This is a genomic window from Methylobacterium sp. Leaf106, from assembly GCF_001422895.1.
Classification (GTDB): Bacteria; Pseudomonadota; Alphaproteobacteria; order Rhizobiales; family Beijerinckiaceae; genus Methylobacterium; species Methylobacterium bullatum.
This window is the reverse complement of record NZ_LMNB01000012.1, coordinates 221520-247870: the sequence shown is the minus strand read 5'-3', so window position 1 is coordinate 247870 and position 26351 is coordinate 221520. Positions and strand designations below refer to the sequence as shown.

Below are 26351 nucleotides of genomic sequence, written 5' to 3'. Positions count from 1 at the left end.
CACCTCAGGATGAGGAGGTCTTATTTGGACGATCTGATTTGATAGGATCATACGTTGAGAAAATCAGATCTAGCAGGCTAAATCACCGCTGACAGTCGCCGTGCGGTGACGCCCCTCTTCCGTGCCGGCCGCCCTGATCCTCGTCCCGAGGCAGGGCGGGCAGGAGCCTCAGACGAAGAAACCTGAATCGACCTGCGAGACTCGGATATGGTCGAGCTCGACCGTACCGCCGCCCGACAGGGCGAGCAGGACATAGCCGTCGGAGGATCGCCCGACGGCATAGCTCTGCCCGGAGAGATCGATCCGGTCGCCGCTCGAGGCGCTGAAATCGAACAGCCTGTCGTCGCCCGAATGGAGGCCGAACACGGTTCGGTCGGCGCCCGCGCCGAGGAACAACACATCGTCGCCGCGTCCCCCGGTCAGGACGTTGCTGCCCCGGCCGCCGATGAGAACGTCGTCGCCCCATCCACCATGGAGCGTGTCGTTGCCCGCGCCGCCATCGAGCCGGTCGTTGCCCTGGCCGCCGAGGAGCGTGTCCGCGCCGCCATTGCCGTAGAGCCGGTCGTTTGCGGCACCGCCGTTCAGCACGTTGCCGCCCGCATTGCCCCGCAGGGCATTCGCCAGATCGTTGCCGGTGGCCCTGGCGGCGTCGCCCATGAGGATCAGGTGCTCGACATTCTCGCCGAGGGCGTAGGAGACGGTGCTGCGGACATAGTCGGTGCCCTGACCGGCCCTCTCCACCACCATGTCGCGCCCGTTATCGACGAGGTAGGTGTCGTTTCCGGCAAGGCCGAACATCCTGTCCGGGGAGAGACCGCCGTCGAGGCGGTTATCGGCCGTGTTGCCGACGATCCGGTCATGCCCCCGGCCGCCGATGGCGTTCTCGATCAGGGAGCGGAGATCGCCCTGGTGCAGGAGCGCGTTGGCGACGTTGCCGAGCGCGATCGCGTCGCCGCCGCTATAGGCCTGGTGGTTGACGAGCTGGGCGGTGGAGAAGGTCGAGAAGGCTCCCGGGCGCAGGTCCACGTCCAGGGCTGTCGCATAGTTGGAGAGATCGTAGGTGTCCCGGCCGTTGCCGTCCCAGACCGTCATCGAGATCGTGTTGGAGGTGGGAGCGCCCTGGCCGATGCCGTCGATGGACAGCTCGCCGGTCTTGGTGTCCCAGCGATAGGTCGTGTCGCCACTCTGGGTCTGGAAATTGGCGCCGTAGAGAAACTGCAGGGCCGCGATGTCGTCCTGCATGTAGGTCTGAGGCTGGTTGAACCCCTCGCCTTCGAACGAAACGCCGAGATTGGTCGGGTCGGACCGGTAGGTCATCAGCGACCAATCCTGCCCGTCCTTCTCCAGGGGAAGCGCCGCCGTGCCGTAGCGGGGCGGGCTGCCGGCGAGGCCGAGCTCGGCATTCAGGGGGGCGTCCGTATAATCCTGATGGCCATGCTTCAGGCCGAGCGCATGCCCGATCTCGTGCATGTTCGTCGCCTGCCCCCAGTTTCCGATCGCCGGAACGCTGTAGAACGGCTGGTTGGTATAGGTGCCGAACCAGACATCCCCGGCCTGGAGATTGCTCGACGGAAAATTGGCATGGGCCGATCCTTCGTCAATCCAGGCGGTCTGGCTGAAACGCAGCTCGGCATGAACCGTGGCGGTCTCGGTGATCTCCTGGAAGGTCAGGTTGGTATAGGAGGAGACGAGATCGAGGGTGTAGCGCGTCGCCTCCTGCTGCTGCGGATTGAAGGGCTGGTGATAGACGGGGTCGCCACTCTGGTGCGGATCACTCTCGTAGCCGGACCCTTCGTAGAAGCTCCCGCTCGCCGGAAAGCTGTAGGTCAGCGTGCCGATCGTCCATTTCGAGCCGATCAGAACACCATCGATATGATCGTCGCCGGCGAAATGATACGTCCCGTCGCGGTCCTTAGACTGAAGCAGCAGGGCCGTCTTTCCGTCGGTGCGGCTGGCTTGTGCTGAACTCGGTACGGCCATCGTCTCGCGCCTTCACAATCGAGCGTGATTGTCCGCGCCGTGATGGCCGGTCAGGGTGATGGCTCGCATCGACAGCGCTCAGGACGCAGGTCTTGAGGCTTCCCGGTTAAAACATGGCTTAGAAACCTGGCAGATCGCGAGCGCCCCAAGGTGCCGATCCCCGGCGTGAGGCCGAGTATCGGAGCTTCTACCAAGTTTGGGTGAATCCGACCCATATGTCGGGTTCACTGAAGTCCGGCGGACAGCTGCCGCTACGCGGTCACGCGGGAAGGCTGCTCAAGCCCGAGCGGATCATCCAGCCAGACCACCTCATCCTGAGGCGCCCTTTGCTGGAGCAAAGGGCCTCGAAGGAGCCCTCCAGTTCGCTCGGTTAGTTCTGGAGGCCTCCTTCGAGGCCGCTCCGCGGCACCTCAGGATGAGGTAAGGCGTTGGACAATCAACTCAAACAGGCTTTGAGCAAGCATGGAACGGCCCGTCCCCCGGTCAGCCGGCGGGCGGAGTGAGGATCAGCTTGCCGACGAAGGGGGCGTCGGCATTGCGGGTGCTGGTGCAGCCATAGGCCGTCTCGCCCGCCTTCATCGTCCGCAGCCGCAGGACGCCCTTGCCGTTCTGCTTCACGGTGTAGCCCTTCTCGCTCATGACATGGACGAGGTCGCCATCCGCGTGCAGCACCTTGGCGTTCTCGAACTGGCCCTCGGCGGTGATCGTCACCGGGGCGTTCGCCGTGCTCACGATATGGAGCTCCACATTCGTATCGGCGGGCAATCTCAGCTCGGCCGGTGCGCAGACGGGCTTTCCGTTTTCGAGTGTCACGGTCAGCTCGACCGGCGGCATCGCATCGCTCGCCGGCGGCGCCAGAGGCTTGCTTTGAGAATAAGCAGGGCCTGCGATGAGTGCAGCCACCATGACGGCAAGGCTTCGACGAATCGTCATCATCGTTGTCGGCTCCGATTGCTTCGCATCCCGGCGGTGCGCGGTGTCGCTCTGACAAGAACGACCACCCGTCCCTGTTCCGGGCTGCGACGAAGCGAGCCCCCTCCCCGGCGCTCCCACCAGGCCTCGGCCCGATGAGCGCATGTCAGCCGGCGGCGAGGGGCGAGCGATCGAAACCGTCGAGGAGATCCTGCGGGTCGCGGTAGAGGGCGATGCAGCCGGCCCTCGAAAGGTCCGCCGCCGGGACGCCGCCGCACAGGACGCCGATGGTCGACAGGCCTGCCTTGGTTGCGGCCTCCGCATCGTAGGGGGTATCGCCGACCACGAGGATGGAGCTTGCCTTCAGGGGCGCGAGTTTCTTCAAAGCCGCCTCGAAGATGTCGGGATGGGGTTTGGAGCGTTCCGCGTCGTCCGAGGTGGTCACCACGTCGACGAGATCGGCGATGCCCAGGATCTCCTGGTAATGCTCGACTTCGTCCTTCTTGCCCGACGACCCCAGGGCGATCCGCATGTCCGCCGCCCCGATCCGCTCGAACAGGGCGCGCACCCCGGGGAACGGCCGCACCCGGTCGAGGTAGTCGCGCTTGAACAGGTCGGAGCGGTAGGCCTCGATGGTCTTGCCCTCGCGCTCCACGCGCTCCGGCGGCAGGAACACCGGCATGAGTTCATCGCCGCCCTTGCCGATCTGGCGCCGGACCGCGACGAAATCGGCATCCACCCCGAAATGGGCGAAGGCCTCGACCCAGGCCTTGGCATGCAGGTCCACGCTGTCGAGCAGCGTGCCGTCGATGTCGAAGATCACTGCGCGCATGTGAGGCCCTCCCGCGCCGACAACCATCTTGGGGAATGCGCCGTTCCGCGGTGCGGATGCCACGGACCGAGGGATGGCGGTCGAAGAGGGGGGCGCGTGGCGGTCGAAACGGGGGGTGCGTGGCGGTACCGGGCGGATCGCCGTTGCTGTCCGGACCCCGCTCAGGGTGTGGCGGCGTGCCGCCTCGAGACGCCAATAAGCATTATCATGCTATATTTTTTCTCTCTCAGGCCAGGTGTATGGCACTTTTTTGCTTTATCTCACGGAGCGCCGTTTGCCCGATGATGAGCCACCGCTGTCTCGACCCCCATGATTCCTACGCACAGGCGGAGGTGTTGGTCACGTTCGAGGGGGTATTCCCGGACGTCCATCTCCTTTCGGCCATCGACGGCGAAGGTGACGACATCCTTCCGGACCTGATCGACGAGCAGAGGCGCGACCTGATCCAGGAAATCGCCGAGTTCCACTACGGAGCGCGGTCGGCAGCGTGACCATCGATCGCCGCAAGACCTTCGACGACGCTGCCTTGCCCTTGGCGCCGTCCACACGTTCTTTCGCGCATCGCCTCCAGAGCGCCACCACCTCCTGCGGCGCTCTGGGGGCGGGCTTCACCCAGCCGGCGCCGGGCGCAAAAACCTGTTACGTTTCAAAGTCTTGAGCGAGTTCGAGCGTCGGCTCGCCGAAGCGGACCGGCTCAGCTCTTCGTCCCCTGGAAGGGACGAAACAACCAGGCGAGGCGCTTGGCATCGGCCTCTTCGCCCTCGACAGGCTCGGTCGGCGCCTCTTCGGCCCCGGCCCCGGCCGGCTTCCCGGCATCCTCGTCTTCCAGCGTCTCGACCATCTGTTCGAGCAGCGGCGGCAGCCTGACCTCGTATTTTTCGAGAATGATGGCCGCGTCCAGCAAGGCGTGAATGTGAGCTTTTGGAATGGGTTGGCTGGCGATCTGCGCGCTGAGGACGCGGTCCGCCAGAAGGCTCGCGAGGCGTGACACCTCGGACAGCCGCCCGGCGGGGTCCGCGGCGGCGGAGGACGGCTCCGGGCTCTCGGTCATGACAAATGTTCCTCCCCCACCAAGTGCTTACCCCATTAACCGCCATCCCCCTACATGCGCCAGACGCTTCGTTGTCCCGGCGGACGAACCACCGTGCCGACGGCCTCGAAGCTCCATTATTTTGGGCATCGGCCTGCGCGGCCGGGGCCGCGGCCCGAACCGCGCCACCCTCGATTCTCAGGCCGCGCGCTGCGCCGTGGCAGGCCGTATCTCGTGGGTTATCGTCCCAGCCGTCTTTGCAACGGCGGCACCGGCCGAAGGCCGAAAACCGACGCTGTTCCAGCGACTTGAGTGGGAGGAAGCGGTGACGTGCCAATGCGCGCCTCCGTAAGCGAGACGCCCGGAGCGGTCACCGCTCCGCTCACTCGGGGCCGATGTGGGACCGATGCTTCAGCAGCCCCTCGAATGGTTTAGCGGGGCCCAAGGTCGTCGAGAACCGCGAGGAACGGCTCAAAGCCAGCTCATCAAGCTGCCGGCCTTGGCACAGGCCACAGAGCAGCCGTCGCCGATCTGGCTGAAACTGACAAGCTCTCTGGAGTTTTCAGGGGACTCACGACGCTCATCGTCGGTTCAACCCTGGTGAATTTAACCGGACTGGAAATCCAGCTGAGTAATGGCGCGCCCGAAAGGATTCGAACCTCTGACCCCCAGATTCGTAGTCTGGTGCTCTATCCAGCTGAGCTACGGGCGCCGACCTGACCGGGGAGAGTTGTGCGCTCCGCCGTCGGTGGGGGTGTCTAGAATCTCCTTTTCAGCTTGGCAACCCCTTCTCGACCGATCGGCGTGCCTTTCTGCGATCCGCGTGATCGTGGGTGGTCGCGGGACGCCGTGTCAGTCATGCTCGTCGCGCCTCAAATCGCAGGATACGCCCGACCCGTCATGACCACGCGCACCCCTACCCTCTCCGGTGACGTCCTCGCCGCCATCGGCGGAACGCCGCTAATCCACTTGCGCCGTGCCTCGGACCTCACCGGCTGCACCATTCTCGGCAAAGCCGAGTTTCTCAATCCCGGCTTGTCGGTGAAGGACCGGGCGGCCCTGTCCATCGTCACGGATGCGGAGCGACGCGGGTCGATCCGGCCGGGCGGCACCATCGTCGAGGGGACGGCGGGCAATACCGGCATCGGGCTCGCCCTCGTCGCGTCGGTCCGCGGCTACCGCACGGTCATCGTCATCCCGGAGACGCAGTCCGCCGAGAAGAAGGAGACGCTGCGCCTTGCCGGCGCCCGCCTCGTCGAGGTGCCGGCCGTGCCGTTCTCCAACCCGGACAATTACGTCCACGTGGCGCGGCGGCTCGCCGAGCGCCTCGCTGCCACCGAACCGGCCGGCGCCTTCTTCGCCAACCAGTTCGACAACGTCGCCAACCGCCAGGCGCATGTGGAGACGACCGGCCCCGAGCTCTTCGCCGCGACGGAGGGGCGGATCGACGGCTTCGTCTGCGCGGCCGGGACGGGGGGCACCCTCGCCGGCACCGCCCAGGCCTTGCGGGCGCTCAAGCCCGGAATCACCGTCGCGCTCGCCGACCCCGAGGGATCCGCGCTGCATGCCTATTACACCACCGGCACGCTGAAGGCCGAAGGCTCCTCGATCACCGAAGGGATCGGCCAGGGCCGGGTGACCGCCAATCTCGAAGGGTTCCGGCCGGACCATTCCTTCCGCATCCCCGACACGGAGGCCCTGGACATCGTGTTCGGGCTGATGCGCGAGGAGGGGCTCAGCCTGGGTGGCTCATCGGGAATCAACGTCGCCGGCGCGATCCGGCTGGCGCGGGTTCTCGGCCCCGGCCACACCATCGCGACCATTCTTTGCGACGGGGCGGCGCGCTACGCGTCGAAGCTGTTCAACCCGGCCTTCCTCACGGAGCGCGGGTTGCCCGTGCCGGCCTGGCTCACGGAAACGGCGGGCGACCTGCCGGACTGGCGAGCCTGACATCGACTTTCCTGCAACACCGTCATCAATCTGCATCATTGAAGCGCCCAAGCGTTGAACGGAATCGGCGGACGGGCGTTTCACCGGTCAAGCTCAAGCAATGTTGGTTGGGCGTGACCGGAGTTTCTTCCCCATGACCCTGACCACCATCCTGCTCATCATCCTGATCCTCGCCGTCCTCGGCGGCGGCAACTTCCTCGGTGGCGGTGCTTATCGCGGACAGAGCTTCGGTCTGGGCGGTATCCTCATCATCATCCTGATCGTGCTTCTGGTCACGGGACGCCTCTGATCGCACGTCCGAACCGGCGGGGTGTTCCGGCGCCCCGCCGTTCATGCATCTGGGACGTCGCGGTCCCGGGAGGACCAAGTGGATTCCCTACGGACAGGTGAGGCCGACCACCGAACCGGCCGCCCCGGAGGCGACCGCGCCTAACGTCGCGCCCGACTTGTCCATGGCCGCCCCCGGAGAGATGCCGTTCTCGGTCAGGAACGCCAGTGCCACACGGCCGTCGACCAGAGGGTAGCTCATCGGCGGCGCCACACCGGCCACGAGCCGGGGCGACGACGGATAGCTGGCCACGAGGCCGGCCAGGGCGCCGTTTCGGTCCAGCACGACGGCTCCCGACGATCCGGGTTGGAGCGGCGCCGATAGCCTATCCCCGCCGGATTGGCCCGACGAGACGGCGATGCCCCCTCCCCCATCGCCCCCCAGAACCACGAGCGCTTCACCCGGCGCCAATGCACTTTCTCGTACAGCCAGGGCGGCGACGCGGCCCTTCGCGCCGGCCGCTTCCAGAAGCGCCAGACCACGCCCTGCATCCACCTTGACGATCCGCGCGGCCACACCGGCGATCCGCGGCGCCGCGCAGGCCTCCAGGGCCGAGGAGCTCGCCAGGACGCGTCCCGGGGCGACGATGAGGCCGATTCCCACATTCGTCGCGGCTCGGATCAGTGGCGGCAGGGCTCTCACGGCCGGGCCCGGCAAGGGCCTGCCGGGCGTCGCACCGGGTCTGGCCGCCACCTCGGCAGGGGCGGCATCGGCCGTCTCTGGGAACGGCACGAAGCTGTTGGCGATGGCGATGACCAGGCGGTCCACATCCGGCCCGAGGGCCTTGTCGTAGCCGATGGTGAAGCCGCGAACTCCCCCCGGGGCGGCGGCATAGCGGATGTAGGATTTGCCCGTCGCCGTCTCGCCGGTGACCACGAGGAAATCCGGCCGCTTGATCTTGTAGGTGACCTTGCGGTCGGCGCCCGGCGCGGTGATGCGGGCGAACAGGGCATCGAGAGTAGTCTCTTCCGGGGCGAAGGACTTGGTGTCGAGGGTGACGCGGCCATCCCCGCTCTGCCAGCGGGTTCCGCCGGCCTGAGGGCTGCGCTTGGCGAGCGGCCGCTCGGGCACGCCGATGACGATGCCGCTCGCAGGATCGGGCTTTACGCTGAACCGCGCCGCCTTCCGGGCCGTGTCGCCGGCCGCGAGGATCGCCGCCCGCATCCTCGCGTCGGGGAAGCCGGGTGCGGAGTTTCCGGCACGCTTCTGGTAGGAGAGCAGGGCGTCGTAGGTGCGGCGCCCGAACGTGCCGGTGATGACGCTGTTGTAGTCGCCGGTCCAGACCAGGGCGTCCTGCAGGCCCTTCCTCTCCGCCTCCGGCAGGGGCTCGAAGGCCGCCTTCGCCGCCTCGAAGGCGGGGTTGGCCGCCGGTGCCGCACGGGCAGGCGCTTGAGCCGGGCGGACAGGCGCCTGGGCGGGGCCTTGCGCCTGAACCGGTAGGACGAGGAGGGCCAGAGCCGCCGCAACCCCTGCGCATGGCGTGCGCTGCGTCATGGTCTACGCTCCCCGATGGCCTGTGCCGATGCCGTTCGCGAAGGTGTGGCAGAGGGATCGCCGGATTTCCAGCGGATCGTCAGGGCGAACGCGTCGTTGCGGCGGCCGCCCGAGGTGCTAGGGTCCGGCGCGGCACCGAGGGAGGATCGGATGCCGCCAAGGACGAGGTGGGCAATGTCGGGATCAACCGGGCTCGGGCGCGCGACCGCCCGTCTTGCCAAAAGTTTTCTTGCCAGAAATTTTCTTGCCCGAGGCGTTCTTGCCGGCTCCTTGGCCCTCGGCGGCATGGGCGCCGCACCGGCTTTCGCCCAGGCGCCCGATCGTCCGGTGGCGCGGATCGCTACCCCGAAACCAGCGCCATCCCCCAAGGCTTTCGTGCGTGACGCGCTGGCCAGTGACGCGGTCCGTCTCGAAGCGACGGTGAGGGCGGATTCCGCCACGTCGGGCCTGACCAGACCGGCAGCCAAGCTGCGCGCCGAGGGCGAGGCCCTGGTGCAGGCGGAGAAGCCGGCCGATGCCCTCAAGCCCCTCGCCGGGGCCATTGCCGCCGATGCGGGCGACCCGCTGAACTGGCTCGCCTATGCCCGCGCCGCGAGCACGGTGGGCAATGATAACGAAACCGGGGACTACTCCTTCCGCCAGCGCCTGCGCGGCCAGGCACGGGCCGCCGCCTATCAGGCTTACCTGAAGGCGCGCGGCGCCGCCGCCGAAGCCGAGGCCCTGGCGGTGCTGGGCGAGGTCTATGCCGATCAATCCGAATGGCGGCCCTCGCTCGAGGCCTACCGCGCCAGCCTCGCGCTCGCCGACGACGCCACGGTGCGCGAGACCTATGAGGGCCTGCGCGCCGAGCACGGCTTCCGCATCCTCGACTATAAAGTCGATTCCGACGCCGCCGCCCCGCGCGTCTGCTTCCAGTTCTCCGAGAGCCTGGCCCCGAAGACCGATTTCACGCCCTACGTCGCCGTCTCGGGTGCCGCCAATGCCGCCGTCACCGGCAGCGGCCAGCAGATCTGCGTCGACGGGCTGAAGCACGGCCAGCGCTACGCCTTCGTGCTGCGCTCGGGCATCCCGTCCTCCGTGGGCGAGGCCCTGCTGAAATCGGCCGATTACGAAGTCTATGTGCGGGACCGCTCGCCCCAGGTGCGTTTCACCGGGCGCAACTACGTCCTGCCGCGCACCGGACAGGCCGGCGTGCCGCTGGTCTCGGTCAACGCGCCGAAGATCGACGTGGAGGTGCTGCGCGTCGGCGACCGTGGCCTGCTGCCGTCCCTGCGCTCTGAGGAGTTCCTCGGCCAGCTCAGCGGCATGACCGCGAAGACCATCGCCGACCAGAAGGGCACCCGCGTCTGGAAGGGCACCCTCGACACGGCCAAGGCCGAGCTGAACCACGAGGCGGTCACGGCCTTCCCGGTGCTGCAGGCGGTCGGCAAGCTGGAGCCCGGCATCTACATCATGCTGGCCCAGGCCAGCGGCGTCGCCACGAATGTCGATGAGGACGGCGGCTACGAGGCCCAGGCGACGCAATGGTTCGTCGTCTCGGATCTCGGCCTCACCGCCTTCAAGGGCCGCGACGGCATCCACGTCTTCGCCCGCTCGCTCGCCAGCGCGAAGACGGTGCCCGGCGCCGAGATCCGCCTCGTGGCCCGCAACAACGAGGTGCTGGCCACGAAGAAGACCGACGGCCAGGGCCACGCCGCCTTCGATCCGGGCCTCGCACGGGGCGAGGGCGGAATCGCCCCCGGCCTCGTCGTCGCCCAGCTCGGCGACGATTACGGCTTCCTCGACTTCTCCCAGAGCGCCTTCGACCTCACCGACCGGGGCGTGAAGGGCCGGCCGCAGCCGGGCGCGGTGGAGGCCTATGTCTTCCCCGAGCGCGGGGTCTACCGCTCCGGCGAGACCGTTCAGGTCACGGCCCTGCTGCGCGACGCCGCCGGCATCGCCGTGCCGAACCTTCCCCTCACCCTGGTGGTGAAGCGTCCGGACGGGGTCGAGTATCGCCGTGTCCAGGTCGCCGATGCCGGCCTCGGCGGCCGCGCCCTGCCCCTCGCCCTGATGCCGGGCGCGATGCACGGCACCTGGCGGATCGCCGCCTATACCGATGCGAAGGCACCGCCCGTGGGCGAGGCCACGTTCCTCGTCGAGGATTACGTGCCCGAGCGCCTGGAGGTCACTCTCACCCCGAAGAGCCCGACCCTGACGAAGGGCGAGCCCGCGACCATCGACGTCGCCGCGCGCTATCTCTACGGCGCGCCGGGCTCGGGCCTCGACGTTTCGGGCACGGTCCTGGTCCAGGCAGCCGCGACGAGCGGGATCAAGGGGCTCGACGGCTTCTCCATCGGCCTCGACGACGAGAAGGTGGAGGCGACCTCGGCCGAGATCGAGGCCAAGGCCACCACGGACGCCAAGGGATCGGCGACCGTGACGGTGCCGGTCCAGGCGCTCAGCGCCCCGCGCGCCACCGAGGCGAAGATCACGCTGCAGGTCGGCGAGCCGGGCGGGCGGGCGCTGAGCCGAAGCGTCACCCTGCCGATCCTGCCCTCCGGCCCCGTCCTCGCCATCCGCAAGAATTTTTCGGGCGACCTCACGGAAGCCAGTGTCGCCACGTTCGACGTGGTCATGGCGAGCCCCGACGGACGGAAAATCCCGCAGAACGGCGTCGTCTGGACCCTGTCCAAGGTCGAGCGGAACTACCAATGGTATCGCGAAGGCGGGCGCTGGTCGTTCGAGCCGGTGACCTCGACGCGGCGCATCGCCGACGGACGGCTCGATCTCGCCGCCGACGCGCCGGGCCGGGTCAGTTCCACCGTCGGCTTCGGCACCTACCGCCTCGAAGCCCTGGTCGCCGGCCGGCCCGAGGCCACCGTCAGCGTCACCTTCACCGTGGGCTGGGGCGGCTCCGAGACCGCGGACGTGCCCGATCTCCTCGATCTCAAGCTCGACAAGCCGAGCTATGCCGCCGGCGAGACCCTGCGGGCGCGCCTCCAGCCACGCTTCAAGGGCACGGCCACCCTCGCCGTGGTGAGCGACAAGGTCCACGACATCCTCGACGTCACGGTGTCGGAGGCCGGCACCAACGTGGACATTCCCGTGAAGGCGGAATGGGGGTCGGGCGCCTATCTCGTGGCCACCGCCTACCGGCCCCTCGACCAGGCGGCCAAGCGCCTGCCGGGCCGGGCGCTCGGCCTTGCCTGGTTCTCGGTGGATACCGACAGGCGCAGCCTCGCCGTGACCGTCGGGGCGCCCGCGACCACGCGGCCCCGCGAGACCCTGACCCTGCCTATCCAGCTCGCCGGCCTGTCCTCCGGCGAGGAGGCGCGGGTGAGCGTGGCCCTGGTCGATGTCGGCATCCTCAACCTCACCCGCTACGAATCGCCCAATCCCTTCGGCTATTTCTTCGGCCAGAAGGCCTTGGGACCGGAGATCCGCGACATCTACGGATACCTGATCGACGGCATGCAGGGCACGCTCGGCGCGATCCGCTCGGGCGGTGACGGCGGTGCGGCGGAACTCTCCGATTCGCCCCCGACCCAGGCGCCGCTGGCGCTCTATTCCGGCGTGGTCCGCGTCGGCCCCGATGGGCGCGCCAGCGTCGATTTCCCCCTGCCCGCCTTCAACGGCACCGGCCGGGTGATGGTGACCGCCTGGAGCAAGGCGAAGGTCGGCTCGGCCCAGGCCGACGTGATCATCCGCGATCCCGTCGTGCTCACCGGCACCCTGCCGCGCTTCCTCAATGTCGGCGACCGCTCGCGCTTCTTCATCGCCATCGACAATGTCGAGGGGCAGGCCGGCGACTACACCGTGGATCTCGACCTCTCCGGCCCGGTCCTGGTCTCGGCCGGCGCGGTTCACAGCACCATGAAACTGGAACGCGGGGCGAAGACCTCGCTCGTCATCCCGATCACCGCCGCCGGCCCCGGCCTGTCGCGGCTCGACGTGAACCTGTCCGGCCCCGGCATCGCCGGCACCGTGGGCCAGAGCTTCTCGCTCAACATCGGCCCCGGCACCGGCGCCCTGGTCCGTCGCTCGGTGAGTTCCCTCGAACCCGGCGCCAGCCTGCAGGTAACGGGCGACCTCCTGGCCGACATCCTCCCCAGCACCGGGTCGGTCTCGGTGACGGCCTCCTCGCTCGCCGCCCTCGACGTGCCCGCCCTGCTCCAGGCGCTGGACCGCTATCCCTATGGCTGCTCGGAACAGACCGTGAGCCGGGCGATGCCGCTCCTCTACGTCAACAAGCTCGCCTCCCTCGACAGGCTCGGCATCGACGACAAAGTGGACGAACGGGTGCGCGAGGCCATCGACCGCGTGCTCTCGCGCCAGGACGCCTCGGGCGATTTCGGCCTGTGGAGCGTCGGCGGGTTGAGCGACGTCTGGCTCAACGCCTACGTCACCGACTTCCTGACCCGCGCCCGCGAACGCGGATTCGCCGTGCCGCAGACCGCCTTCTCCAATGCCCTGGACCGCCTGCGCAACACGGTCGCCAACACCACGGAGGTGCGCGACGGCGGCATGGACATCGCCTACGCGGCCTACGTGCTGGCCCGGAACGGGCGGCCGGTGATGGGCGACCTGCGCTACCTCGCCGACACCAAGCTCGGTGAGTTCGCGACCCCCCTCGGACGCGGCCAGATCGCGGCGGCTCTCGCCCTCCTCGGGGACCGGGGCCGCGCGGCCAAGGCGTTCGAGTCGGCGGTGACCGCGCTCGGATCCGCGCGCGACACCTCGACCTACCGCGCCGATTACGGCTCGCGCCTGCGCGACGGGGCCGGCCTTCTCGCCCTCGCCGCCGAGACGGGCCTCGCCCGCGACACGATCCGGCCGTTGGGTCAGGTCATCACCCAGGAGCGGGCCAGCGGACGCCTCACCAGCACCCAGGAGAATGCCTGGATGGTGCTCGCCGCCGAGGGGCTCGCCAAGGAGGCGGAAGCGTTGAGCTTCAGCGTCGACGGCACCCGGCAATCGGGCCCGGTCTCGCGGCTCTACCGCGCCCCCGCCCTCGACGCGAGGCCCGTCACCATCACCAATGACGGGACGGGCGCCGCCCAGACCGTGGTGAGCGTGTCTGGCAATCCCATCGCCCCGGAGCCGGCGGAATCACGGGGTTACTCCATCGAGCGGACCTATCACCGCCTCGACGGCACGGTGGTGGATCTCGCTCAGGGGGTTCGCCAGAACGACCGCCTCGTGGTGGTGCTCAAGGTGACCGAGGCGAAGGCCAGCGCGGGGCGCCTCCTGCTGGTGGACCGCCTGCCCGCCGGCCTCGAGATCGACAATCCGAAGCTCCTCGATTCCGATGCCCTGGCGGGGCTCGCCTTCGCCAAGTCGGACGTGCAGCCGGTGAGCACCGAGTTCCGCGACGACCGTTTCGTGGCGGCCTACGAGCGCACCCCTGGTCAATCCGCCTTCTTCACGGTGGCATATACCGTGCGGGCGGTCTCGCCCGGCACCTACGTCCATCCCGGGGCCACCATCGAGGACATGTACCGCCCCGAACGCTTCGGCCGCACCGCCTTCGGTTCGGTCGAGGTGAGCGCGAAGTAGGGCCATGGATCGTGCGCGGAGGCGCTTCCCCTCCCCCTTGTGGGGAGGGGTCAGGGGTGGGGGTGGTGCCGGATGCGGCGCGGCCTCTACGCAACCACCCCCACCTCCAACTCCTCCCCACAAGGGGGAGGAGAGCCTCGCGCTCCGTCCGATCTACGTGGTCATCGCCCTCCTCATCCTCCTCCCCGCCCTCGCCCTCTGGCGCTTCGTCGCGACCCTCCCGCCCCTCGACCTGACCCAGGCGAGCCTCCGCTCCACCGTCATCCTCGATCGGGACCGCCATCTCCTGCGCCCCTTCGCCACCGCCGATGGGCGCTGGCGGCTGCCGGTGACGGGGGCGGACGTCGATCCGCGCATGCTCGCCATGCTGAAGGCCTACGAGGACCGGCGCTTTGCCGACCATCCCGGCATCGACCCCGCCGCGACCCTGCGTGCCGCGTGGCAATGGCTCCGGCACGGCAGAATCGTCTCCGGGGGCTCCACCCTGTCGATGCAGGTGGCTCGCCTCGTGGAGCCGCGGCCCGAACGCTCGCTCAGCGCCAAGCTTCGGCAGATGGTGCGGGCGGTCCAGCTGGAACGCCGGTTGGGGAAGGACGGCGTTCTCGACCTCTACCTCGCGCTCGCGCCCTATGGCGGCCCGGTGGAGGGCTTGCGGGCGGCGAGCTTCGCCTATTTCGGGCGCGAGCCCGCCCGGCTCTCCTTCGCCGAATCCGCTCTCCTCGTCGGCCTGCCCCAGGCGCCCGAGGTGCGCCGGCCGGATCGCTACCCCGCCCGCGCGCGTCAGGCGCGCGACAGGGTCCTCGACATCGCCGCCGCGCGCGGGGTCATCACGTCCGCCGAGGCGAAAGCCGCCAAGGCCGAACCGGTGCCGGACCAGCGAAAGCCCTTCCCGATGCTGGCGGCCCATGCGGCGGAAGCGGCTCTGGCGGCCGATCCCGACGCGCGGGTCCAGCGCCTCTCTCTCGACGGGCGATTGCAGGCGAGCCTCGAACGGCTGGCCGCCGAGCGCGCCGCCGCCATGGGGCCGGGCATCTCGGCGGCGATCCTCGCCATCGACAACCGCACCGGCGCGGTGATCGCGCAGGTGGGGAGCGCCGGCTATCTCGATGCCAGCCGCTCCGGCGCCATCGACATGACGGGGGCGATCCGTTCGCCCGGCTCGGCCCTGAAGCCGTTCATCTACGCGCTGGCCTTCGAGAACGGCATCGCCCATCCCGAGACCCTCCTCGACGACCGCCCGGTGCGCTTCGCGGGCTCCTACGCGCCGGAGAATTTCGATCTCAGCTACCAGGGCACCGTCACGGCGCGGCGCGCGCTCCAGCTTTCCCTGAACGTGCCGGCGGTGGACCTGCTGGAGGCGGTGGGCGCCGCCCGCTTCATCGCCCGCCTGCGCGGCGCGGGCGCGCGGATCGACCTGCCGCGCGACACGGCACCCGGCCTGCCGGTGGCTCTGGGCGGCCTCGGCATCACCCTCACCGATCTCGCGCGGCTGTTCTCCGGCCTCGCCCGGGGTGGTTCGGTGCCCGACCTGATCCGCCGCCTCGACGGGCCGGCCGCATCGCCCCCGCCGGAGCTGCGCGTCACCGAGCCGGTGTCGGCCTGGTACGTCGCCGATACCCTGCGCGGGGCGCCCCCGCCGGAGAACGCGCTGCCGAACCGGATCGCGTTCAAGACCGGCACCTCCTACGGTTATCGCGATGCCCTGGCGGTAGGGTTCGACCGGCGCGTCACCATCGCGGTCTGGGTCGGGCGGCCGGACGGCAACGCCGTGCCGGGTCTCGTCGGCCGCGTGGTCGCGGCGCCGATCCTGTTCGACGCCTTCTCGCGCTTCGGCGGCGAGCCCGATTCCGTGCCGATGCCCCGCGACGCCCTGGTGACCACCACCGCCGGCCTGCCGCCGCCCCTGCGCCACATCCGCAAGGACGTGCCCAAGACCCTGTCGGCGGCCCTGGGCTCGGCCCTCAAGATCGCCTACCCGCCGGACGGCGCCCGGATCGATCTCGGCCTCGCCGAGCCAGGCCCCGCGCCGAGCCTCGCCCTCAAGGCGCTGGGCGGGGTGCCGCCCCTCACCTGGATGGTCAACAGCCTGCCGGTGGCCGAGAGCGCCCGGCGCCAGTCGGAATGGGCACCGGACGGCGCGGGCTTCGCCAGGATCTCGGTGATGGACGCGTCGGGGGCCAGCGACAGCGTTGTTGTGAGGCTGGAGTGAGGGGCGCTCCGTCGCGGCGTGTCTTGGTGTAACGTCTGGGCGAAAGGTCCAGAACGGGGAAGACGCGAAGTTGTCCCGTCACCTGAAGGCAGACGCTACGAGTTCAAAGGGTTTGGCTCATGGTTCCGCACCTTTTGCTGCGCTTCATGCGCGCGGATCATATGTAGCGGCCAGCCGGCCCCATCTAGATCGCCGCAGTTTAGGAGACCAAGCCATAGCCTCTCGAACAGAACCTGAGCCCGCAGAATCTCAATGTGAAGAGCATTTTGATCGATGATAAGGCGGCCATGCACGATGTCATTCCGCGCCTTAATCATGTCCGGTGCGCGATGAAGCATTTCTTCGGGAATTTTGCGCCAATTATGTCGTATAGCTTTAATCATCCGCACAATGCGCTCGATTAGGTGCATCGTGGGTACGACCGAGAGAGATCGGTTGATTGCGTCACGCTCCGCTTGCGTTAGAGTGAGTTGCGCAGCCTCACGGCGGACGTCCTTGGACAGTTTCTTCCAGCGCCTGCGATTGATCGTCTCGCGAGTAAACCCCTTATATTGCTCAAAGGCCTCGATCAGGCGTTCGATGGCTTCGATACACGCTGTAAGCCTGCTCTCCATAACGCCTGAACTGTAAGAGGTTGCATAGCCATATGCTGCGGCATGGAGGAGTTCACAATTGTTCTCCATTGCAAGCAGCGCTGTGGCACCCTTTGCAAGATAAGGTTCGATCCTAGCGAAAAAAGGAGGATCAAGCCGCTCTGGATCGCGCCCACGAGGCTCCAGCCGGACATTGTAAAAAGTCATATCGTGCGAGCCCGTTCCAGCCTTTACTTCCGCAAGTAAGTCGATGAATTGCCGGAAGCGGAAAACGAGCAGTACACGCAGAAGCAACCACAACCGCTCGGCTGCAGCAAAAAATAAAGTTTCGTCAGCGCATGGGCCGATCGGTGCTATTTCAATGCCTGGCAATTCGATCCGCTCTTGTTCCTGCGCAGTACGGCTGTCGTCGCGGTATTGTGCGAGGCGCAAGAGACGAAAACGAATGTTGAGCGCCCTGATCGGCTGCCAGGACCCTGCCAGCCTAAGTGGATACGGCACCCGCGAGTTGATGCGCGGCACGCGCCAGTCGCGCGGCCGTTGAAGAAAAATATACTCGGCTGTTAGGCCACCAAGCCCCCCGGCGCGTTGATGGGTATGCGCCTTCAGAATCTCGATGTCGGCGAAGGGCTGAATCGAATCATGGCCGATTGTAATGCCTTCTGTCATTCCACTTGTGCGCAGCCAACCGGTTCCTAGTTGGCGGCAGCTGTAGCTGGGATCATTTGACAGTATCCAATCTGACCGTGAGTATAACTCCCACTGGATCACGCCGTCGGTGTTGAGCCCAAGCAACTCGACTGCTTTCTCCCTAGATCCAATTAATGTGATGCGATTGTCATAGAGATAGTGAGCGTCCTGATGAAACACTGCTGAGACCTGCAGCTGCCTCCCATCCGGGTCCTCGATCACGAGCGTGGCGGCTCGCTCAAATTTGCAGTCGCGCATATGCGAAATTTGATTGAGGACGACGCACTCCGCAAGCCGAGAATGACCCAGGCATGCCGATCGTCACGCCGGACTATCGCAAATTCGTGCGTCCTTCGGCTCGGCCAAGCTTCGAAGGTGGAGGGCCGGCGCGGAGGATCATGTTCCACTTCAGAAATCAGGGCGCACCGCCGAACAGGCGGCATGCGAACTTTGGCGCGACTCGGAGGCACCAGATCGATTGCGAGCTCGTCCGAGGCGGGGGCGTCCGGAACAACGCCGACGCTTTGACCTAACCGGGCAGGACGACCACCTTCGTCTTCACCGGCGTCCGCGAGTACAGGTGGATCATGTCCTGGCTGAGCAGGCCGACACAGCCGCTCGTAATGCCCGAGCCGATCGAGTCGGGCTCGCTCGAGGCGTAGATCGTGTAGAGCGTGTAGGCGCCGTTCTGGTAGAGATGGAGGGTGCGGGCGCCGAGAGGGTTGTCGAGGCCGCCCGGCATGCCGCGGGCGTATTTGGCCACCTCCGGCTGGCGCTGGATCATCTCCTTGGGTGGCGTCCAAGTCGCCCATTCGGACTTGCGGCCGACATAGGCGTCACCGCTCCACAGGAACCCGGCACGGCCGACATTGGCGCCGTAGCGGGTGGCGGCCCCATCCTCCTCGATGCGGTAGACGTAGAAGTTGCCGGGATCGACGATGATCGTGCCGGGCGCTTCCTTGGTTTCGTAGCGCACCGTCCGGCGATAGTATTTTGGGTCGACCTTCCTGATGTCGGTGGCCGGGATCGGGAATTTCTCGTCCGGCATCGGACCGTAGATCTTCGCCGCCTCGGCGAGGATCAGGCCGTCGGTCGTCGCGCAACCGGCGAGCCCCAGCGCGCCGAACCCGGCGGCCGAGCCGGCCAGGAACGAACGGCGGCTGAGACGCCCCGTCCTTCCACCGAGCCGGGCACTCTCGTCCATCCCGAAGGCAGCGGCCTTCCCAGCGTCCATCGTCATGATTCCGGACTTTCCTGTCCTGTGGCCCGACGGCACAACGCTCCGGCGAACGAGCTGCCTGCCAAGCTGAGTTAACCGACCCCCGACTTGACTGGCAAGCTCGGCACTTCCTCTCGATCCATCCTCTCGAAGCAAGGGGTAGCTCCTGCAACGGCGGCGATCCTCGCGTGCGGCACGTCACGCCAAAGGCGCACGAATTCGTATGTCCTCCGGCTCGGCCAAGCTTCCAAGCGGCCGAGTGATTCGACGGACGAAGGGGCGGCGGACATGAATGAGGATCGGACATGAGCGGCAGCATGGTCCCGGCGACCGATCCCCTCGCCGTCGCGGAAGCGGCCCTGGCCGACGTCGCTTCATCCCTCGAACCGGCGAGCGCACGACGCCTGCCGCTGGCCCTCAAGCTCGCCTATACGGCCTTCATGGCGGTGCTCGTGCCCGTCTACTGGAGCTGGTACGGGCCGACCAACTTCCTCTATTTCTGCGACGTCGCCCTGCTGCTCACCCTGGTGGGGATCTGGCGGGAGAGCCCGCTCCTCGTCTCCATGCCGACGGTGGGCATCCTGGCGCCGCAGATCCTGTGGGTGGCGGATTTCGTCGCCGAACTCGTGGGCGTGCCGCTCACCGGCATGACCGCCTACATGTTCAAGGCCGAGAACCCGCTGTTCCTGCGCGGGCTCTCGCTGTTCCACGGCTGGCTGCCGTTCCTGCTCGTCTACCTGGTCCGGCGCCTCGGCTACGACCGGCGCGCCTGGGCGGCGTGGTCCGGCCTCGCCATCGCCGTGTTGCTGGTGTGCTTCTTCCTGATGCCCGGGCCGCGCCCCGATGCCGGGCTCACGCCCGTGAACATCAACTACGTCTGGGGCATGAGCGACGCCGTCGCCCAGACGATGATGCCGGCCTGGGCCTGGTTCACGAGCCTTCTCGTCGTCATCCCCCTCGTCCTGTGCGGGACGACCCATCTCGTCCTGCGCTGGCTCATGCCGGCGCCGGCCGGGCGGTAGAGCCCCATCAGCTCCCGGATTTCCGCACGGCGTCGGAGACGGTGATGGGCTTGGGCAGCAGACCGAGGCGGTGGAACGTATCGGCCACCTTCTGCTGATCGGCGATCACGGCCGCGTCCAGCGGAGTCACGCCGTAGGTCAGGCGCTTGAGGGCCACGGTGAGGACCGGCGCCGGGATGCCGATGGCGGGGGCCAGTTCGGCGGCCACCGCGGCGGTGTTGTCCTTGGCCCAGGCGTCGATCTCGCCGATCGCGGCGAGGGTGGTATCGAGCGCCTCCTTGTTCGCGTCGGAGAACCGGCGCGTCGACAGGTAGAACTGCCGGTTCGGCACGATGTCGGTGCCGTTGACGAGGGTCCGCGCGCTGGTGGCCCGCTCGCCCGAGGCGAGGAAGGGGTCCCAGATCACCCAGGCATCGACGGCGCCGCGCGAAAAGGCCGCGACCGCGTCGCCGGGCGCGAGGAAGACCGGCGTCACCGCCTCGTAGGGCACGCCGGCCTTGGCCAGAGCCTCGACCAGGAAGTAATGGACGTTCGAGCCCTTGTTCAGGGCGATCTTCTTGCCGCGCAGATCGGCGACGGTCTTGATCGGGCTGTCCTTGGCGACGAGGATCGCCTCGCCCAACGGTGCCGCCGGCTCGTGGGCGACGTAGAGGAAATCCGGGTTGTTGGCCTGCCCGAAGATCGGCGGCGCCTCCCCGGCAGAGCCGAGATCGATGGCCCCGGCATTCAACGCCTCCAGCAGCGGTGGCCCCGAGGGAAATTCGGCCCAACTCACCCGGTAGCCGAGCGGCGCCAGCTTCTTCTCCAGCAGGCCCTTGCCCTTGAGCAGGACCAGCGTGCCGTATTTCTGGTAGCCGATGCGGATGACCTTGTCCTCGGCGCGCGCCAGCAGCGTACCGAGGATCAGGAACGCGAGGGCGGTGAGGAAGGCGAGGGTCGTCTGCCGAGGCGGGGAGAGGGTGCGCGCGGTGGAACGGGGCATGGAATGTCCTCGTACAGCGTCTGGAACAGGTGACCGGTGAGAGCGCCGCCTCTCCCCGCTGGCGGGGAGAGGACCGGATGCACCTTGTCGTGCATCCGGTGAGTGCAGGCGAAGCCGGAACGAGGGTGAGGGGGGACTCACCGGAAAAACCTCCTTCGGCGTCAGCCCCGCACCGTCGGCTGCCGCCTCGCCGCGAAGACGACGGAGTAGTCGTCGCGGCCCTGTCCCCGTGAGCGGGGAGAGGCGATGCTCTCCCTCAATGCGCCGCGATGCGCCGGCTGGGGACGATGTCGTTGGCGATGACTTCGCCGAACGGGCCGTTGTTGCGGGCGTTGCTCGGGGGAACGCCGGTGGTGGCGCGAAGCGGCAGCTTCGGGAAGACGAGTTCGGCGAAGCGGTAGGCTTCTTCCAGATGCGGGTAGCCAGAGAGGATGAAGCGATCGATCCCGAGATCGATGTATTCCTTCATCCGGTCCGCCACCTGATCGGCCGAGCCGACGAGCGCCGTGCCGGCGCCGCCGCGCACGAGGCCGACGCCGGCCCAGAGGTTGGGCGAGACTTCGAGCTTCGAGCGGTCGCCGCCATGCAGCGCCATCATCCGGCTCTGGCCCACGGAATCCTGGCGCTTGAGAGTGGCCTGCGCCCGCGCGATGGTCTCGTCGTCGAGGCGCGAGATCAGGCTCTCGGCCGCCGCCCAGGCCTCGCCCTCGGTCTCGCGGACGATGACGTGGAGGCGGATGCCGTAGGAGAAGGTCTTGCCCTTGCGGTCGGCGGCTTCCTTCGCCTTGGCGATCTTCTCGGCGACACCCGCCGGAGGCTCGCCCCAGGTCAGGTAGACTTCGCAATGCTCGGCCGCGACTTCGATGCCGGCCGGCGAGGAGCCGCCGAAATACAGAGGCGGATAGGGCTTCTGGACCGGCGGGAAGATGAGCCGGCCATCCTCCACCTTGAGATGCTTGCCTTCGTAATTCACCGTCTCGCCGGACATCAGCCCGCGCCAGACATGCAGGAACTCGTCGGTGACGACATAGCGCTCGTCATGATCGAGGAAGACGCCGTCGCCGCGCAATTCCACCGGATCGCCGCCGGTGACGACGTTGATGAGGAGGCGCCCGTCCGAGATCCGGTCCAGGGTCGCGGCCATGCGCGCGGCCATGGACGGCTCCTGTAGGCCGGGACGCACCGCCACGAGGAAACGCAGGCGCTTCGTCAGGGCGGCGAGAGCCGAGGCGATGACCCAGGAATCCTCGCAGGAACGGCCGGTGGGCAGCAACACGCCGTAATAGCCGAGTTCATCGGCGGCCTGCGCGATCTGGCGGAGATAGGCCAGCGACACGTCGCGGGCGCCTTCCTGCGCGCCGAGGTAGCGGCCGTCGCCGTGGGTGGGAAGGAACCAGAGGACGTCGGTCTCTGCGGTCATGGCATGCTCCTGATGTTGTGCCGGTGGAATCGCGCTCGTCCGGGGATCAGACCGGGGCACGGTCCTTCAGCAGATGGTCGAGGATACGGCCTTCCAGCCGCGCGAGTTCGGGGTCGCCGCGCCGGCGCGGGCGGGGCACGTCCACGGTCAGGTCGAGGGCGACGCGGCCCTCCTCCAACACGAGGATGCGGTCGGCCATGGCCGCCGCCTCGGCGACGTCGTGGGTGACGAGGATGGCGGTGAAGCCCTGGTTGCGCCAGATCCGCTCGATCATGTCCTGCATGTCGATGCGCGTCAGGGCGTCCAGCGCGCCGAGGGGCTCGTCCAGGGCGAGCAGGCCCGGCCGGCTGACGAGGGCGCGCGCCAGGGCGACGCGCTGGCGCTGGCCGCCGGAGAGGGTCGCCGGCCAGTTGCCGGCCTTGTCGGTGAGGCCGACCTCGGCCAGCACCGCCGCCGCCCGCTCGCGCCGTTCCTGGCGCCGCCCGGCCCCGCCGAGCCCTACGGCGACGTTGTCGACGACCCTGGCCCAGGGCAGCAGGCGCGGCTCCTGGAACATGATGCGCTTCGTGGCCGAGCGCGCACCGGGGTTCTCCAGGTCGATACGCCCGGCGCTCGGCTGTTCGAGCCCGAGGATCAGGCGCAGCAAGGTGCTCTTGCCGCAGCCCGAGCGGCCGACGATGGCCACGAACTGGCCCGCCGGGATGTGCAGGTCGAGCCCCTCGATCACCTGATGGCCGTCGAAGGATTTCGACAGGCCGCGCAGGGTGACGGCGACCCCCGTGCCCGTGACGGGCGCGGGGCGCGTGGCCTGGCGGGCCTGGGGCGCGACGGGAACCTCGCGGGGCGGCGCGAGGGCGGCGTCGGGCGCGCGCAGCAGGGTGGAGGCGGTCATGGACGTCGTCCGTGGGGTTGATCGAAGAACGGGGGCATGTCGCGATGCCCCTCAGATGTTCCGGTAGGCCGGGTTCCAGGCGAGGAACGAACGCTCCAGCAGCCGGGTCAGGGTGTCGGCGATCTTGCCGAGGAGGGCGTAAATGACGATGGCCAGCACCACCACGTCCACCAGCATGAACTCGCGCGCCTGCATCGCCATGTAGCCGAGGCCGGACGAGGCCGAGATCGTCTCGGCGACGATGAGCGTCAGCCACATGATGCCGAGCGCGTAGCGCAGGCCGACGAAGATCGATGGCAGCGCCCCGGGCAGCACCACCCGCAGGAACAGGGTGGTGGGCGACATGCCGTAGACCCGGCCCATCTCCACCAGTTGCGGATCCACCGAGCGGATGCCGTGCAGGGTATTGGCGTAGATCGGGAAGAACACGCCGATGGCCACGAGGAAGAGCTTGGCCTCCTCGTCGATGCCGAACCACAGGATCACCAGGGGGATCAGCGACAGGTGCGGGATGTTGCGCACCATCTGCAGGGTCGTGTCGGTGAGCTTCTCGGAGAGCTGCGACAGGCCGTTGGCGAGGCCGAGGGCGAAGCCGATGCTGCCGCCGATGAGGAAGCCGACGGCCGCGCGCAGGAAGCTGATCCAGAGGTTGGTCCAGAGTTCACCGGTCTTGCTCGCCTGCCAGCCCGCGGCGATCACGTCCGAGGGGGCGGGCATGAAACGGGTGGAGACGAGGCCGGTGGAGGCCGCGGCCTGCCAGCCGGCGATGATCGCCACCGGCACGAGCCAGGGCGTCAGGCGGCCGAGGATGTCGGAACCGAGGGTTGTCTGCCGTGACATGTGTCCAGCCCTTGCTGACTGAGGCTCTGTAGGAGGCGCCGATCCCGGCGCCTCCCGGTCGTCCGAGCGGGCTATCGGTTCGGAGCGGCGAAGGCGGTGGCCGGCGCGGCCTCGAACGAAGCCGAGGGCTTCTCCCGTGCGCCGAGCAGCGCGGCGAGCTGGGCCGCAGCATCGGAAACGCGGCCCCGCACGCCCTCGTCGACGAGGACGCCGTCGGAGAAGTCCGCGTCGCTGCCATAGACCGAGGTCGGGACGGTCTGCGCGCTGAAGAAGCCGAAGAGGGGCCGCAGGGAATGCTCGACGACGAGGGCGTGCCGCGCGCCCCCGCCCGTGGCCGAGAGCACGACGGGCTTGCCCGCCAGGGCCGCCGGATCGACGAAGTCGAACAGGTGCTTGAACAGGCCGGTATAGGCGCCCTTGTAGACCGGCGTTCCGACGATGAGCGCGTCCGCGTTCTCGATCGCCTCCAGGATGCGCCGAGCGGGCAGCGAGAGCTGGTCGCGCGACCAGGCCGCGCCGAGGCCTGTCCCGGCATCGACCACGTCGAACAGGCGGATGTCGGCGCGCAGCCGCGCGCCGGTCGCCTCGGCAACGGCTTCGACCAGCGCCCGCGTCTTGGAGGGACGCTGCAGGTTGGCGCTGAAGCCGACGATGCGCGGAAGCGGGCCTGAGAAAGAGCTGCCTTGAAGGGACATCGAGCGCCTACCGATCGGGTACGGGAATGCGCCGGGGACTTTGATCCGAACGCGCCGTCCAGTCATGGCGGGCCGTCCGGTCATGGAATGCCCCTCGGCATCGTTACCGAAATGTGATGGCAGCGGCGATCCGGGTCAACGAAACGTGCTTTTAAAAGAACGATGCATGGGAGATCGGTCTTCGGCAAGACGTCCCCGTAGGAGATGAAACTTTCAACTTGGCAATTTCATGCAGAATCACGGCCCATGGACGGGGTCGGCCTGGAAGAACGCTCCACCTGAACCGGACAGGGTTCGGTAAACCGAACGCCGCGAGGCGCTAGACCAATGCGTCGCCATGGCTCGATTGCAGGACGATGGGCTGGAAGGCCCGCAGGAGCGGCATGTCGAGCTTGCCCGTCATGCCGAGCATGATCGCATGGGCCTCGGCATGCGGGAGTGGATTGCGATAGGCCCGCCGCTCGGTGAGGGCCGAGTGGATGTCGCAGATCGTCACGAGGCGGACGAGATCCGGAATCGCATCGCCGGTGAGGCCGGCCGGGTAGCCGCTGCCGTCGAGCATCTCGTGATGATGCCGGACCACGTCGAGCATGGCGGCATCGAACCCCTCCTGCCTGGCGAGCATGTCGGCACCGGCGGCGGCATGGGTGCGCATGGTCGCCATCTCGGCCGAGGTCAGCGCACCGGGCTTGTTGAGGATGGCCAGAGGAATCTTCGATTTGCCGATATCGTGCAGCAACGCGGCTTTCGCGAGGCGCTTCCGGTCGGCCCGGGGAATCTTGAGGTGGAAGCCGAAGGCCGCGGCAAAGCCGGCGACGCTGAGGGAGTGCTGGTAGAGGAGTTCGTCGTAGCGTCCGATCACCTCGAGCCACGCGCGGATGCCACCCTCGGAAACGGCCTCCAGAATCACGTCGGTTCCCGCATCGGCCTCCTCCGAGGAGATCGGCCGATCGGCTTGCGCCGCATGGAACAGGTCCGCCACCACGGAGCAGGCGCGGTGCGCCCTGCCTTCCAATGCGGCGGTCTCGCCGGCGTGACGCGTGCGCAGCTTCTCGCCGGCATCGATGAGGCTGAACAGGAGGGAGAGAATGGTCGGGCGTGGGGTATCGGCCGCCGTGACGCGCAGGGCCGGATTCGCCCTGTCCGGGATGTGGGCGGGCGCATTCGTGAGAACGAGGCAGGGCACGCGCATCTCCAGGAGACGGACCACCCAGGCCGCCGCTACGCCGTCACGGGGATCCAGATCGATGACGGCGACGACGGGCAGGATGGCGGGAGCCGACTGGTCCCCGAGAACGCTGCGGCAGGGCATGATGGTGGTGATGGCGCGCGCCAGCAGTCTCACCCGGTCCGGTCGATCCGATACGATGAGGACGGACTTGTCTTGTGTCACGATCCGATCCGCTTCAGACCGGCAAGGTCTGGGTTCGTGCCCAAACACAGGCGCGCTCGCGAGTTTTACAGAAACAAATCCCTATAAATTGTTTCTTTTCGCAGAACGAACCCGATGCCGTCCGATCTATCATCGACACCTTGAACCGAGATAGTTCTCCTGTCGGAACCATGGCGCGGGGTCGTCCAATCCTGTCGTCCTGGTTAACCGGATGGAATGGAATTTGCTCGCACTCCGCCAGATTGCGAGGCGGTAACTGTCTGTAGAGGCCTTTGGGTTAGTGCTGTCGGGCAGTGAAGGTGGGCGCTCACCGTGCGGCACCTTCCGCCATC

Annotated in this window: 19 protein-coding genes and 1 tRNA gene; 6 read left to right on the top strand and 14 right to left on the bottom strand. The window is 67.8% G+C overall.

Going from position 1 to position 26351, the window contains the following annotated elements; all coding sequences use genetic code 11:
* Window positions 1-168: 168 nt before the first annotated feature.
* From ASF34_RS09075 to ASF34_RS09065, 3 genes are all read right to left on the bottom strand, one after another.
* Window positions 169-1980 carry a M10 family metallopeptidase gene (locus ASF34_RS09075; protein WP_056160641.1) on the bottom strand — a complete coding sequence of 604 codons (1812 nt, stop codon included), beginning with the start codon at window positions 1978-1980 and terminating at the stop codon, window positions 169-171.
* Window positions 1981-2463: 483 nt separating this feature from the next.
* Window positions 2464-2916 (bottom strand): anaerobic typically selenocysteine-containing protein, encoded by a 453-nt coding sequence (locus ASF34_RS09070; protein WP_081612715.1) that lies wholly within the window; start codon window positions 2914-2916, stop codon window positions 2464-2466.
* 142 nt (window positions 2917-3058) lie between these two features.
* Window positions 3059-3724 (bottom strand): HAD family hydrolase, encoded by a 666-nt coding sequence (locus ASF34_RS09065; protein WP_056160639.1) that lies wholly within the window; start codon window positions 3722-3724, stop codon window positions 3059-3061.
* A gap of 281 nt (window positions 3725-4005) precedes the next feature.
* On the opposite strand from ASF34_RS09065, the gene ASF34_RS09060 reads away from it, so the two are divergent.
* On the top strand, window positions 4006-4215 hold the full coding sequence (locus ASF34_RS09060; protein ID WP_018046052.1) for a hypothetical protein: 210 nt from the start codon (window positions 4006-4008) through the stop codon (window positions 4213-4215).
* A 203-nt stretch (window positions 4216-4418) separates the two neighbouring features.
* Here the strand turns inward: ASF34_RS09060 and ASF34_RS09055 are convergent, their stop codons facing one another.
* Both ASF34_RS09055 and ASF34_RS09050 read right to left on the bottom strand, forming a co-directional pair.
* Window positions 4419-4775: a hypothetical protein gene (locus tag ASF34_RS09055; RefSeq protein ID WP_018046051.1), complete on the bottom strand. Its 357-nt coding sequence runs from the start codon at window positions 4773-4775 to the stop codon at window positions 4419-4421.
* A 614-nt stretch (window positions 4776-5389) separates the two neighbouring features.
* A tRNA-Arg gene (locus ASF34_RS09050) sits at window positions 5390-5466 on the bottom strand.
* A 188-nt stretch (window positions 5467-5654) separates the two neighbouring features.
* On the opposite strand from ASF34_RS09050, the gene ASF34_RS09045 reads away from it, so the two are divergent.
* Complete coding sequence (locus tag ASF34_RS09045; protein ID WP_056160637.1) at window positions 5655-6704, top strand: cysteine synthase A; 1050 nt, start codon at window positions 5655-5657, stop codon at window positions 6702-6704.
* 133 nt (window positions 6705-6837) lie between these two features.
* Window positions 6838-6993, top strand: coding sequence for a hypothetical protein (locus ASF34_RS22725; RefSeq protein WP_018046049.1), 156 nt, complete (start codon window positions 6838-6840; stop codon window positions 6991-6993).
* A gap of 87 nt (window positions 6994-7080) precedes the next feature.
* Here ASF34_RS22725 and ASF34_RS09040 read toward each other — a convergent pair whose 3' ends face one another.
* On the bottom strand, window positions 7081-8526 hold the full coding sequence (locus ASF34_RS09040) for a trypsin-like peptidase domain-containing protein (RefSeq protein WP_056160635.1): 1446 nt from the start codon (window positions 8524-8526) through the stop codon (window positions 7081-7083).
* Window positions 8527-8811: 285 nt separating this feature from the next.
* Here ASF34_RS09040 and ASF34_RS09035 point away from each other — a divergent pair, with 285 nt between their 5' ends.
* On the top strand, window positions 8812-14064 hold the full coding sequence (locus ASF34_RS09035) for an alpha-2-macroglobulin family protein (protein ID WP_056161152.1): 5253 nt from the start codon (window positions 8812-8814) through the stop codon (window positions 14062-14064).
* Between the two features lie 157 nt (window positions 14065-14221).
* Window positions 14222-16273 (top strand): penicillin-binding protein 1C, encoded by a 2052-nt coding sequence (gene pbpC, locus ASF34_RS09030; RefSeq protein ID WP_443136529.1) that lies wholly within the window; start codon window positions 14222-14224, stop codon window positions 16271-16273.
* Window positions 16274-16368: 95 nt separating this feature from the next.
* Here the strand turns inward: pbpC and ASF34_RS09025 are convergent, their stop codons facing one another.
* Together ASF34_RS09025 and ASF34_RS09020 are read right to left on the bottom strand one after the other, a co-directional pair.
* A complete protein-coding gene (locus ASF34_RS09025) occupies window positions 16369-17778 on the bottom strand; it encodes a hypothetical protein (RefSeq protein ID WP_156465678.1) in 1410 nt (469 codons plus the stop codon).
* 307 nt (window positions 17779-18085) lie between these two features.
* Window positions 18086-18796 (bottom strand): L,D-transpeptidase family protein, encoded by a 711-nt coding sequence (locus tag ASF34_RS09020; RefSeq protein ID WP_056160629.1) that lies wholly within the window; start codon window positions 18794-18796, stop codon window positions 18086-18088.
* Between the two features lie 284 nt (window positions 18797-19080).
* Between ASF34_RS09020 and ASF34_RS09015 the strand changes: the two genes are divergently transcribed.
* On the top strand, window positions 19081-19797 hold the full coding sequence (locus ASF34_RS09015) for a hypothetical protein (RefSeq protein WP_200913241.1): 717 nt from the start codon (window positions 19081-19083) through the stop codon (window positions 19795-19797).
* Between the two features lie 7 nt (window positions 19798-19804).
* On the opposite strand, the gene ASF34_RS09010 is transcribed toward ASF34_RS09015, so the two are convergent.
* The 6 genes from ASF34_RS09010 to ASF34_RS08985 all read right to left on the bottom strand — a co-directional run bounded on the left by ASF34_RS09010 (window position 19805) and on the right by ASF34_RS08985 (window position 26019).
* Window positions 19805-20779: a sulfonate ABC transporter substrate-binding protein gene (locus ASF34_RS09010; protein WP_056160627.1), complete on the bottom strand. Its 975-nt coding sequence runs from the start codon at window positions 20777-20779 to the stop codon at window positions 19805-19807.
* 256 nt (window positions 20780-21035) lie between these two features.
* Window positions 21036-22199 (bottom strand): FMNH2-dependent alkanesulfonate monooxygenase, encoded by a 1164-nt coding sequence (gene ssuD / locus ASF34_RS09005; protein ID WP_056143646.1) that lies wholly within the window; start codon window positions 22197-22199, stop codon window positions 21036-21038.
* A gap of 46 nt (window positions 22200-22245) precedes the next feature.
* On the bottom strand, window positions 22246-23091 hold the full coding sequence (locus tag ASF34_RS09000; protein ID WP_056160625.1) for an ATP-binding cassette domain-containing protein: 846 nt from the start codon (window positions 23089-23091) through the stop codon (window positions 22246-22248).
* Between the two features lie 51 nt (window positions 23092-23142).
* Complete coding sequence (gene ssuC, locus ASF34_RS08995; RefSeq protein ID WP_018046040.1) at window positions 23143-23931, bottom strand: aliphatic sulfonate ABC transporter permease SsuC; 789 nt, start codon at window positions 23929-23931, stop codon at window positions 23143-23145.
* Window positions 23932-24002: 71 nt separating this feature from the next.
* The gene (gene msuE, locus ASF34_RS08990) at window positions 24003-24626 is read right to left on the bottom strand and encodes an FMN reductase (protein WP_018046039.1); all 624 of its coding nucleotides are present in this window, start codon (window positions 24624-24626) and stop codon (window positions 24003-24005) included.
* A 319-nt stretch (window positions 24627-24945) separates the two neighbouring features.
* On the bottom strand, window positions 24946-26019 hold the full coding sequence (locus ASF34_RS08985; RefSeq protein ID WP_338011528.1) for an HD-GYP domain-containing protein: 1074 nt from the start codon (window positions 26017-26019) through the stop codon (window positions 24946-24948).
* Window positions 26020-26351: the final 332 nt, after the last annotated feature.